This window comes from Pseudomonas sp. P39-UII1 (assembly GCF_039672635.1).
Lineage (GTDB): Bacteria > Pseudomonadota > Gammaproteobacteria > Pseudomonadales > Pseudomonadaceae > Aquipseudomonas.
On the sequence record NZ_JBDFPP010000031.1, the window covers coordinates 39,014 to 50,441 of the forward strand.

8 protein-coding genes are annotated in these 11,428 nt (G+C 66.3%); all 8 read right to left on the bottom strand.

The genetic code is table 11. The annotated features are described in order from the left end of the window. Positions 1-10: 10 nt before the first annotated feature. The 8 genes from ABEH27_RS23955 to ABEH27_RS23990 all read right to left on the bottom strand — a co-directional run bounded on the left by ABEH27_RS23955 (position 11) and on the right by ABEH27_RS23990 (position 11,047). Entirely contained in the window at positions 11-1,054 is a 1,044-nt protein-coding gene (locus tag ABEH27_RS23955) for a phytanoyl-CoA dioxygenase family protein (RefSeq protein WP_346615944.1), read from the bottom strand. 3 nt (positions 1,055-1,057) lie between these two features. Continuing rightward, positions 1,058-3,178, bottom strand: coding sequence for a capsular polysaccharide biosynthesis protein (locus ABEH27_RS23960; RefSeq protein WP_346615945.1), 2,121 nt, complete (start codon positions 3,176-3,178; stop codon positions 1,058-1,060). After that, on the bottom strand, positions 3,175-3,744 hold the full coding sequence (locus ABEH27_RS23965; protein ID WP_346615946.1) for a GNAT family N-acetyltransferase: 570 nt from the start codon (positions 3,742-3,744) through the stop codon (positions 3,175-3,177). The genes ABEH27_RS23960 and ABEH27_RS23965 overlap by 4 nt, the downstream gene beginning before the upstream one ends. 4 nt (positions 3,745-3,748) lie before the next feature. Beyond that, positions 3,749-5,347, bottom strand: coding sequence for an LTA synthase family protein (locus ABEH27_RS23970; protein ID WP_346615952.1), 1,599 nt, complete (start codon positions 5,345-5,347; stop codon positions 3,749-3,751). A gap of 7 nt (positions 5,348-5,354) precedes the next feature. Continuing rightward, positions 5,355-6,131, bottom strand: coding sequence for an SDR family NAD(P)-dependent oxidoreductase (locus ABEH27_RS23975; RefSeq protein WP_346615947.1), 777 nt, complete (start codon positions 6,129-6,131; stop codon positions 5,355-5,357). Continuing rightward, the gene (locus ABEH27_RS23980; RefSeq protein ID WP_346615948.1) at positions 6,128-7,447 is read right to left on the bottom strand and encodes a capsular biosynthesis protein; all 1,320 of its coding nucleotides are present in this window, start codon (positions 7,445-7,447) and stop codon (positions 6,128-6,130) included. Before ABEH27_RS23980 ends, ABEH27_RS23975 begins: the two co-directional genes overlap by 4 nt. Continuing rightward, a complete protein-coding gene (locus tag ABEH27_RS23985) occupies positions 7,387-9,411 on the bottom strand; it encodes a capsular polysaccharide biosynthesis protein (protein WP_346615949.1) in 2,025 nt (674 codons plus the stop codon). The genes ABEH27_RS23980 and ABEH27_RS23985 overlap by 61 nt, the downstream gene beginning before the upstream one ends. A 586-nt stretch (positions 9,412-9,997) precedes the next feature. Then, positions 9,998-11,047 carry a phosphotransferase gene (locus tag ABEH27_RS23990; protein WP_346615950.1) on the bottom strand — a complete coding sequence of 350 codons (1,050 nt, stop codon included), beginning with the start codon at positions 11,045-11,047 and terminating at the stop codon, positions 9,998-10,000. Between the last annotated feature and the right edge of the window lie 381 nt (positions 11,048-11,428).

The window sequence follows — 11,428 nt, forward strand, 5'->3', positions numbered from 1 at the left end:
GCCAGGCACTTCAGATATACGGCGCCTCATAAGCATTCAACTGCTCCACAAACCGCCAGTGGCTCTTCTTGTCGAACCCCATCCACCGCTTCAACCGTATATCCCACCGCATGTGGTGGTTGGCAATCCAAGGCAAGGCAAACAGGTGCGCCCCGCGCCACGGAATGAACGGGTTACGCCGCAGGCTGGCGTAAATCTCCACCCGGTGGCTGGCCTTGTGGCTGGCGCAGCGGGCGTGGAAGCCGGAGGTGTCGGCGACCACCAGCGTATTGGCCGGCACGGCAAAGCGCCGCGGGGCTGGCAGGCCCAGGGCGGCGAGTTGCGGCGCGTCGATGCGGAACGAGCCTTCACGGTGCATCTGCTCGGGCGAGCGGGCGGCGTCCAGGCTCTGGCGGTATTCCCAGGCCAGGCGCTCCGGGGTCAGGCGGTGCGAGCCCGGCACGTAGCTGAACGGGCCCTGGTCATCTTCCACGTCATCCAGGAACAACCAGGCCTTCGCCGTCGGGTGGAACGTGTCGGCGTGCAACCGAGTTTGCGGGTCATGCTCGGCATTGGCAGCGTCGATCACGATTGACTGCAGCTGGTAGGTGATACCGCCGGTATTGGACGACGCATAGGCGATCAGGTCGCGCACCCCGCGGTCCGCCACGAACGCCGCACTGGCCGGGTTGGCCGCCAGCACGTCCTGGTCCAGGCTGACGCGCCGGGTGACCGCACGCCCTTGGCGCATTTCCCAACCCTTGCTGCGCAGGGCCCCCAGTTCGGCACGCAGGGCAGCGAACTGCTCGGCCGGCAGGGCGTTTTCACGGATGAAAAAGCCATTGTGCTCGAAGTGCTCGCGCTCGCCGGCATCCAGCCGCGCGGCCAGCGCCTGGCGGCGGTAGCCGGCCATGGCCATGGCCAGTTGCCGGCGCTGCACGTGCAGGCCCCAGGCGTTGAGGCGGGCGCTGCCGAGCACCGGGTTGTTCTCGAAGGATTTCGCGTGGGTAGCCAATTGCAGGCAATGCCAGGGCAATGCCGCATAGCGGCCGACGCCCTTGATCGATACAGGCATGGTCTAGTCCTTTGACGGGGCCAGCGGCCGGCCGCAGCCGAGCATGGTCCGGGTGTAATTGAGCAACGGCGCCACTCGCGGGTGTTCGGCCAGCCGCACCGGGCGTGGCGCAGACAGGCAGGCGAGGGCGTGCCAGGCATCGCAGGGCAGGGCTTGCTGGGCGTCGGCATAGCGCGCATAGCGCAACAGGGCGCCGGCCACCAACTGGTCCAGGGTCAGGCGCCGGGTACGGCGCGGCAGCGGCTGGTGATCGCGGGTCAGGCCCCAGCCGGCATAGAACGGTGTGCCATAAGTCACCACCGGCAGGCCGCGCAACAGCGCTTCAAAACCAGCGGTAGAACTCAAGGTGTGCAACTCATCGACCTGGCCGTACAACCCTGCGATATCGGCCCCGGCGAGCACCTGGTCGGCCAGCACTGCAAGCTGCTGTGCGGGCACCTGGCCCTGGCGCTTGCCGGCTTCGACGTCCGGGTGCGGCTTGTACAGCACCCAGGCATGCGGCAGCGCTGCGCGCACTTGCTGCAGCAGGCGCTGGTTGCAGCCGGCACCGCCGCCACTGCTCAGCGCCGACGCGTCATCCTCGACCTGGCCGACCACCAGCACCCGGCGCTGCCCCGGGGCGCCGAGCAGGGCGGGTGAGGGGCCATGGCGCAGGTTGAACTTGCTGGTGCCGCTGGCGACGATGCGGGCGCGCAATTGGGCCGCCTCGGCAAGGTCGGCAGGTGTGAATTCGCTGTGCTCGAGCAGCTGCTCCAGGTCGCTGGCAGACGCGGCGTCGTAATGAATGCCACTGCGGTCGAGCACCAGCGACAACGCCGGGCTGTTGTTCACGCCCAGCCCGGTGGAGCGCATGAAGCCATCCTCCACCCGCCATACCGGAACGCCGGCGGCCTGTGCGCGTTCAGCCAGGCCCGCTGGCTCTCGCGCCGCCCACACCAGCAACCGGCCCCGTTCGGCCGCCACCTGGCGCACCAGCTCGGGCCCGTCCACGGCAAAGCGCAGTTGGCCCCAACGGCTGGCAAAGAAGCGGCGGATGTTGTGCTGCTTGTGGCGCTTCACCCCCAGCACCGTGGTGGCCCCGGCAAACTCGGCATCACGGGCTTTTTTCGCCGCCAGCTGGCGGGCCACGGTCAGCGCGTCGGTCAGCGCACCGGTGAGGGGGTCGACGTAGCGGCAGTAGCGCACGTAGGCGGCCGCCACCAGTTGCACCAGGTCAGGCCGGGCCTGGCGCCGGGGGATGGCCATGCGGTCGTCGGTCAGGCCCCAGCCGGCGTAGAACGGCAACCCGAAACAGGTCACCGGCACGCCTTGGATCAATGCCTCGAGCCCGGCCTGGCTGGTGCCGATGTACACCCGCCGCGCACGCCTGGCCAGCGACGCCCAGGCGACCGGGCGTGCCTCAAGCGTCACCCCACGGGCCTTGGCCGCCGCCAGCAGGCAGCTGGGTTTTTGCCCGCCCAGGCAGTCCGGGTGGATGCGCACCCGCACATCGGCGTCGGGGTTTTCCGCCAGGGCGGTGTCGAGCATGCGCACATAGTCCGCTTCGCACAGACCGCCACCAGGGATCGAATAATCGCCGGCGGTCTGGTCCACCACCAGCACCAGCGGCCGCTCGCGGCCCAGCGGGTCATCGGCGGGCAAGTCCGGGGCGTTGTTGTACTTGCCGATGCCACTGCTGCGCATCAGCGCGATCAGCGCGCGGGCGCAGGCCAGTTCGTCTTCACTCAAGGCCTCGGGCTGCTGCAGGATGTTTTCCAACAACGAGGGCCGATCGGCCAGGTAGTGGATGCCGATCGGATCGACCACCATCGACATCGGCGTGTCGCCTTCGATGCCGAGCGACGACGAGCGCAAGAAGCCGTCTTCCAGCGCGATGTAGGGCAGGTTCCAGCGCTGGCACAGCACACGGGCATGGGCCGACGACTGCTTGTAACCGATGCCGGCGATGGCCTTCAGCCCTTTGGGCGCTTGACGGCCCCGGCGCCACAGCCAGAAGGGCGGGCCTTCGGGGCCGAGGAACTGCGGCAAATGCAGCACCTTCCAGGCCACCCATTGCGACATGATGCCAACCCAGCCGGGGCCCTCGACCAGCGCCTGCAGGTCGGTTTGCGGGGGATTGGTCATGGCAGCACCCGCCACATGCCGCGCACCGGCGGGAACGGCACCCAGCGCTTGCGCCGCAGGGCAAAGCCGTTGTGCAGGTACAGCCGCCGCGCCCGCGGGTTGTCCAGCGGCACTTCCAGCTCGATGTGGGCAAAGCCAAGGCTGGCCGCGTGCGCGCAGCAGGCCTGCACCAGCGCCGAGCCGACGCCGTGGTTGCGCGCGGCCTTGTCTACCCGCAGCCCGTACAGCAGGAACGGGTAGCGCCACTCGCGCAGCTCGCTCAGGCAAAAGCCGACAAACCGCACCGCGCCGCTCAGCACCCCGAACTCACGCAAAAACGGCCGCCAGTGCAAGCCGAACGGCCCACGCCGGCCATGCTTGAACGCCGCAAACCCAACTGCCTGCTCGCCATCGAAGGCCAGCAGCACACGGTCCCAGTGAATGCCCCCGCCCAACAGGCGCAGGCGGCAGGCCGCATTGCCGAGCAGAAACGCCAGCGAGCCGCGGCCCTGGCTCAGCAGGTGGGCCAGGGCAGGGTCTGCGGCACGCTCCGGTGCCAGGTCCGATCCCAGAACGATATGCACCACGTTGTCAGGCGACCCCAGCGGCAGCCGTGCGCGGCCGGGCGCCGGCCACCGGTGCCTGGGCCTGCGCCAGCAACGCGCTGGACAACGCCTCGACGCGGATCGGGCAGGGCTGGCTGCCCGGCTGGCGGCGGTTGGACCAAACCAGGTAATCGGTGTCGCCTGCGGGCGCGCCGATGGCCTGGTACACCTCGGGCAAAATCGGCACATGGTCACCGAAGAAGCACAGCAGCGCCTCGTTGGGCTGGCCGAGCAGCGTGTCGCGCAGCATGCCGAGCATACGGTCGGCGTTGCCGATGTGGCGCAGGTAGGGCGCGAGGTCTGTCATGCCCGGTTGCAGCGGGCGGTCGAACCAGCTGGGCAGCTCGTGGTCGCTGACGCTTTCCAGGTGCAGTGGGCCGTGGTTTTCCATGGTCACTGCATGGATGAACAAGGGCTGAGTGCGTTCAGGTGCCTGCAGCAAGGCGCGGATTTTTTCCGCCACGGCGCAATCGCCAATGAACGGGCCGGCTTTTTGCGAGGCGTCGAACGCCCGCACGTCGATGAACTCATCAAAGCCCAACGCCGGCAGCACCTTGTCGCGGCCATAGAAGCTGCCGTCGTAGGGGTGGATGCACACCGTGCGGTAGCCCAGGGCCTTGAGCCGCGAAGCGATGCTCGGCAGGCCTTGGCGGGCAAGCACGCGGTAAGGGTTGAAGCGGTGCACGCCCAGGCGCTCGGCCGGGATACCGGTGAGGTAGGCGAACTCGGTGCGTACCGTGTTGGCGCCCCAGGCGGCCACCTGCAGTTTGCCGTGGGCCAGGGATTCGCTGGCCAGCTGGTCGAACTGGGTGAGGACCTCGCGGCGTACGCCAGGCCAGAGGTCGCGCACGTCGAAGAACGATTCGCTCTGGATGGAGACCAGGTCGGCTGGCAGATTGGGTTGTGCCAGCGTTGGCCCTTTCGCGGGGCAAGCCCGCTCCCACAGGTCCGATGCCGAACCTGTGGGAGCGGGCTTGCCCCGCGAAGAGGTCGGCATTGCTTCGGCCGAAAACGGCGAGCCCAGCGCAGCCTTGTCGACCGCCGCCCTGGCCGCCCAGAAGTACCGCCACAAGCTGGCCGCCAACCCCCAGGCCAGCAGGTCTTTTTCGGCATTGAACGTGGGCGTGACCCGGCGATGCCCCAAACGCAACAGCCCCAGCCCCACGGCCAATGGCAGCAGCGCCTCCAGCCGCGCCTTGGGCACTTCAAAGTTCAGCCCGGCCCACAGGTAGACGAGAAACCCGACCGCCAGCACCGCCGCTTTGCCAAACCCGAAAAACGGCAGGTACAGGCGCGGAAACTTCACCGCATCGCTGAAATACTCGAAATCCGCACACACGAACGGCTCGCGCAGCGAGTGGTACTTGGAGTTGCTCACCAGCACCACCAGCAGCCATAGCAACAGCAGGTTCACACCGCTGAACAACGGCCGCGCCGTCAAGGCGTAAAGCAGCCCGAAACCCACGCACCACAGGCCCGTGTGCAACAGCCAGCTACTGGCCGGGCGGCGCAGGCCAGGGCGGGGTACCAGCAGGTGTTCCACCAGCACGGTCAGGCACAGGCCGGCCAAGGCAACCGGCAACAAGGCAACATCAATCACTGTACTTAAGCCCACGCAGGATCATCGAAGAAAGCCACTGCGGGATCAGCCCCAGCAGCCAGGTGCCCAGGTTGAGCGGGAAGGGGAAGCTGATGCGCGCCTGGTTTGCCGCCAGCCCACGCTTGATGCGTTTGGCGGCCTTTTCGGCGGTCCACAGGAACGGCTTGGGCCCGGGCATTTCGAAGCACATCTTCGACTCCACATAACCCGGCACGATCACATTGACCTTGACCCCTTCCGGCGCCAGCCAATCACGAATAGCCTCGCCGTACACGCGGATCGCCGCCTTGCTGGCGCTGTAGGTCGGCGTCACCGGCAAGCCGCGCCAGCCGGCCAGCGAGCTGAACAGTGCGATCTGCCCATGGCCGCGGCTACGCATGGCCGGCAGCGCGGCCTCGACGGTGGCCAGCGCGGCCATCACGTTCACTTCCATCAGCGCGCGGCTGTCATCCCAGCACTCGGCTTCGCCATTGGCACCGACGGCGGTATTGAGCCCGGCCCCCACCAACACCAGGTCGGGCTGATGCGCTTCGCTGACGCGGCGCACCATTGCCCGCAGGGCGTCCAGGTCGCGCACATCCATGGGTTCCAGCAGCACCTCGGCGCCCAGCGCCCGGCACTGCGCGGCCATTTCGTCCAGGCGGTCCTGGCGGCGGCCTTGCAGGATCAGCATCACGCCCGGGGCGGCATAGGCGGGCGCCAGTGCGCCACCGATGCCGCCCGTGGCGCCGGTAATGAAGATGCAGCGGGGCGAAGCGGTGTGGTTCATAGGTAGTTTTCGATTCTTGAAGTTTTTGCCATCAGCACTTCCAGGCAATTGGCCACGGCCATGTCGATGCCACAGCCGGTGTAGAACCCGCCGTTGATCTGCGTGGTATGGATGACCGTGTTACGAAAGCGCTGGAACAAGGTGTTGTCCGGGGCTTCGGCCTGCATCCAGAAGCTGTCCAGCCCACCCTGGTGGGTCAGGCCGGGCATGGCGTAGATCGGCTCGGCCAGCGTGCAGGTCGGGCGGTGATGGAGGATCGCCGAGGCGCCCGCAGTGCTATTGACGGTGATCATCCCGGCGATGTGCGACAGCAGCGTCGGCATGTGCCCGCTTTCCATGAAGTGCACGCGGTCAGCCACGCCGTACTGCTGCGCAAGCCGGTCGGTGACCTTGCGGTAGTTGACCAGCCCGGGCGTCAGCGGGTGGTTCTTGACCAGCAGGCGCGCATCGAATGGCGCGTTGAGCGAGAACGAGTCGATCACATGCTCGATCACCTGCTCCATGTTCTGGAACGGCGAGTGGTCGCGGATCTGCGCATCGCTGTCCAGCTGCAGCGGCAGCAGGAAGGTGGGGTGCCGTTCGCGGGCCACCTCGGCCACCAGTGCGTCGTCATGCACGCGGGCACGCAGCAGGCGCAGGCCCTGGCGCACGAAGCCTGCGTATTCCACTGCCGCGCTGTACGGCGCGTGGGTGCGGTAACGCGGGTAGCACAGCGCATTCAGCGCGCCACCGGCGTGGTACAGCACATCGTGGGTGGCCCGGGCAGTGAACGACAGCTTGAAGGCATTGCCATTCTGGTAACGCGGGATGTGCTTGCCCACCTCGCGGTACCACTGCGGGTCGCGCGGCAGGCGCGAATGGTTGTTCACCCCGTCGCGCTCCAGCGTCACCCAGTAGGGCCGGAAGTAGCCCTCTTCGAACACATGCACGCGCACGCCATACAAGCGCGCAAGCGTCACTGCCGGGCGATGCACCGGGCGGCAGTCGCCGAACAGCACCAGGTCGGTGATGTCCAGCTGGCGGAACACCTGGGCGTACCAGGCGTCCATGTCCTCGGCCCGGTGCGGGCAGCGCAGGTACGGGCCATTGGCGCCGTACAAGGTGTCGCCGACGTTGAAGCGCACGCTGTGCACGCGTTGGCCGATACCGCGCAGGGCGGTGGCCAGGCGGTTGAAGAAGGGCGAACTGACGCCCTGCAGGAACAAAAAATTATGGGTGGGGATGCGAAGCAGTGGACCACGCGCCGCCCGTGCATTCAGTTTTTCGGGCGCTTCCTGCCCAACAAACTGCTCAAGCGTCGTTTCAAGTCCTGCCATCGGGAGGTAGCTCCTTGCGGCTGCGGTAGCGCATGCCAATGCTGTAATTCGTAAAGCGTCTGTTCTGCGGTGGTGAAGCGGTTGGTGATGCGGCTTACATACGTGGGGTACAGCAGCAGCGTCCCCGCCACCAGCTCATCCAGGCTGAGGCGCCTGCTACGCCGGGCCTGCACCTCGGGCTGCAGGTCGAGGTCACGGGTCAGGCCCCAGCCGGCGTAGAACGGCTGGCCATAAGTGGTCACCGGCACCCCACGCAACAGCGCCTCGAAGCCCGATTGCGAGGTCAGCACATGCACCTCGTCGACCACTTCCAGCAGCTGCTGCAGGGGCGTGTCGCCGATCACTTCATCGCACCAGTGCACGGTCTGTGCTTCGTCATCGCCGCGCGCGCGGGTACCGGCCAGCACTTCGGGGTGCGGCTTGTACAGCACCCACGCCCCCGGGTTGTGCTCGCGCACCGCGCGCAGTAACTGCAGGTTGCTGCGGATCTGATGGCCACCGAAGCGGATCGACGCATCGCCCTCGACCTGGCCGGTCACCAGCAGCACCCGCGCGGCTTCGGCCGGGCGTTGCCAGCTGGCGCCGGGCAGGTTGTACTTGGTCAGCCCGGCGCGGCAGATGGCCAGGCGCAGGGCCTCGGCACGGGCCAGCAGCTCGGGGCTGAAGGGTTCGCTGGCGAGGATGCGCTCCAGCCGCGAAGGGCGGGTGGCGTCGTAGTAGATGCCCAGGTCATCCACCACCCACGACAGCGGCCGCGCCTTGCCGGCACCCAGGCCGACCGAGCGCAGGAAGCCGTCTTCGACGCGGTTGATGGGGTGGGGGTGGTTGTGCAGGGCTTCGTCGTGCTTGCAGCCCCACGACACCACCGGCAAATCACGGGTCAGCGGTTGCTCGGCCTTGACGAAACGGATGGCCGCGCCATTGAAGAACAGGTCGGCCAGCGGCTCTTTCCAGCGGCTGAAACCAAGCATCTGCACGGCATCGGGCAGCACACTGCGGTGGCGGCGTTGCAAGCCCAGCCATTGGATCAGCACTTCGGGCGTGCACGGCGTGCCGCGTTCGGGGCAGACATAGCGCGGGTACGCCACCAGGCTTGCGTGAACAAGCTGCGCCAGCGGCACCGGCTGGCGCCGCGCAGGGGCTGGCAGGCGGTCATCGGTCAGGCCCCAGCCGGCGTAGAACGGCATGCCCCAGGTGTGCACCGGCACCCCCCACAGCAGCGCGTCGAAGCCCAGCTGCGAAGTCATCACGTACACCGCACGCATGCGCGGCAGCAGGTCGGCCGGGTGCACATTTTGCGCAAGCACCCGTACCCGCGGGTTGCTGGCCAGCGCCGCCAGGTCGTAATGCCCGGCCTTGCGCCCGGCCACCACGTCGGGGTGCACCTTGAGCACGATGGTGCTGTGCGGGTAGCGCGCCAGTGCTGAATCCAGCATGGCGTTGAAGTCCTGTGCCGTAGCGCCCTGCAAGGAGGCGTCGGCGCAGGTCTGGTCGGCCACCAGCACGCAGTCTGCCGGCAGCGCTGGCTGCTCGAAACGTGCGTCGTTGTATTTGGAGATGCGCTGTTGCTGCCACTGGCTGCGCAGCGCCTGGGCGCGGGCGGTTTGTTCGGCGTCCAGTGGCGTGGCGATGAGTTGCTCGAGCCGCGAGGGCTGGCTGGCGTCGTAGTAAACGCCCACGTCGTCGACGATCAGCGACAGCGGCGGCTCATCGGCCCCCAGCCCTACCGACCGGACAAAGCCGTCTTCCAGCGTAAGCACCCGCTTGCCCGCCTTGCGTGCCTCGGCAATGGCTTTAAGCGCACTGGGCTTGCGGCCCCACGCCATCACCCAATCAGTGGTCGCGACATCGCGCACAGCACCGTTGTGCAGCACGTAGTCGGGCAACAAGGCAGGCAAGGTAGCGATGCGCTGGGCACCCTTGGACAGGACCAGCAAACGTGGGCGAGGCGACGCGTCATCCATAAACGTGGAGCGGCATTCCATTCAAAGAAGATGACAAGGGCTTACGTGCCCTTGAGGATCCAAAAATTTGGGACGCGAATATTAATACAAATTCACATTTGTAGGACGCCTCCTACAGCGAATTCGTATAAAGAAATTAGACATTATGCGGAATTGGCGATGAATGGCATCACGTTGATATCAATTCGCGTCTTGGCTGAGGGGTAGGCGGGGCCAAGGGTGGTTGGCGGTACATTCGCTATGGCTAGGCGGTAGAGTTGCAGCGCCCTCAAGATCGAGCGCCGCCCGCGCGGCGCATCGCGGGGCAAGCCCGCTCCCACATTTGTTGCAACGTGCCGTTCCAGTCAGGCCATGGTTGTCCGCCTTGGCGCATGGCTGAAGACAGGCGGGGCGCCGGCAGCGCCAGCCGAAACATCGCGTCATGCCAACAAGGCTGGCAACTATGGCCTATCAGGCCATGGCACGTTGCAACAAATGTGGGAGCGGGCTTGCCCCGCGAAGCGCCGCGCGGGCGGCGCTCGATCTCAAGGGCGCTGAAGATCTTGAGGCAAGCCCTTCGCGGGCGCCGCTCGATACCGAACGCGCCTCACCCCTCAAGGCATGCCCCCAGCAAATACTCATACTTCTCCCGCAACATCCCCATCCGCTCGCGCTCGCGATACTCTTCGACCGTCTCCGGCCGCAGGCAATGGAACAACGCAGTCAGCAAGAACACATAACGCAGATTCCCCAGCGCCTGCCCCTCATCAAACCGCTCTGCCAATGCCTCGCGATAGGCCTCGACAAACTCGCTCTGCGCGGCCAGAAAAACGCCCATATCCTTGCGCCGGAACAGGCTACCCAGGTAAGCCCCGCCATCGAAGCCAACCCGCCCGACCTTCACCTCGCTCCAGTCGATCAGGTGCAGTTGCCCCTTGTTCACGAACAGGTTCTTGCGCAGGTAATCCATATGGCTGAAGCACCGCGGGCTGCGCCGTGCCTCGCCGGCCAGCTTGCGAATCAGCGGCACAAATGCCTCGAAGCGCTCGGCCAACCCAGCAAACTGCGCATCTTCCCGCCCCAACTGCGCAAGCCCCGGCAGGCAACGGTCGAAATTGAAGCGCGGGCGCAGCAGGAACCACGGCCGGAAGAAGTCCATGCTCCACAGCAGGGGCGCCTTGCCCAGCGGTTGTGCCTGCAGCCAGGCGTGACTGAGGTCTTCAAGCTCAGCGATACCTGATGCCAACTGCCGCGCAATCGCCTGCATGCGCGGCGGCTTGCCACGCACGAACTCGGTGAAGATCAAACTCTCCCAGGGCGTTTCGATTACCCCAAGGCAGGACGGGTAACGGAACTGCGTGCTTCCCGCCAGCATGCCCTCGGCGCGGTGGAACCGCGCCTCCTGGCTACCGAGGAAGGCGACTTTGCGAATTGATTTTTCCACCACTTCTACCGGTTTACCGGTGTTGGGGTCGGTGAAGCGATGGTGGCGCACGTAGTTGACGAACGAGGCATTGGACGCCAGGTCCTGGCTGCTGATCTCCAGCGCCTGTCCGCCCCACTGGGGCATCAGTGCGTGAAGGTTGTTTTGCAGAGGGGCCCGTTGCCAGCGGAAGAGCGTCTTGCTCGGCGCAGGCGGGCTAGGAGGGGTTTTCATGACATCCAATCAGGCAGCAGCCGTCGTCCATTCAAAGCTGTGAAGGGCGGCTATGCTGCGTCATGTGCGTCCTGCGTACAACGAAAAGTTACAACAACTTGTTGATTTACTTGGGGGATGTGGGGGGGGGTGGTGTTCGCGGGGTGCATGGCTTGAGCTGTTTGGTGATGGTGAGATCGAGCGGCGCTCGCCTTGGTATCTTCAGCGCCCTTGAGATCGAGCGGCGCTCGCCTTTGTATCTTCAGTGCCCTTGAGATCGAGCGCCGCCCGCGCGGCGCATCGCGGGCAAGTCGGATCGCCGCACCGCCGCTCCTTGTATCTCGACTTTCGCCTCCCAAGAGGCGAAAGTTCTCGACTGATCATCGAGGGAAGGTCTTGAAG

Excerpts from the sequence above, each read along its gene's own strand:
- ABEH27_RS23975 (WP_346615947.1), bottom strand. The coding sequence starts at position 6,131 with ATGAACCACACCGCTTCGCCCCGCTGCATCTTCATTACCGGCGCCACG.
- ABEH27_RS23985 (WP_346615949.1), bottom strand. The coding sequence starts at position 9,411 with ATGGATGACGCGTCGCCTCGCCCACGTTTGCTGGTCCTGTCCAAGGGT.
- ABEH27_RS23960 (WP_346615945.1), bottom strand. The coding sequence starts at position 3,178 with ATGACCAATCCCCCGCAAACCGACCTGCAGGCGCTGGTCGAGGGCCCC.
- ABEH27_RS23980 (WP_346615948.1), bottom strand. The coding sequence starts at position 7,447 with ATGGCAGGACTTGAAACGACGCTTGAGCAGTTTGTTGGGCAGGAAGCG.
- ABEH27_RS23990 (WP_346615950.1), bottom strand. The coding sequence starts at position 11,047 with ATGAAAACCCCTCCTAGCCCGCCTGCGCCGAGCAAGACGCTCTTCCGC.
- ABEH27_RS23955 (WP_346615944.1), bottom strand. The coding sequence starts at position 1,054 with ATGCCTGTATCGATCAAGGGCGTCGGCCGCTATGCGGCATTGCCCTGG.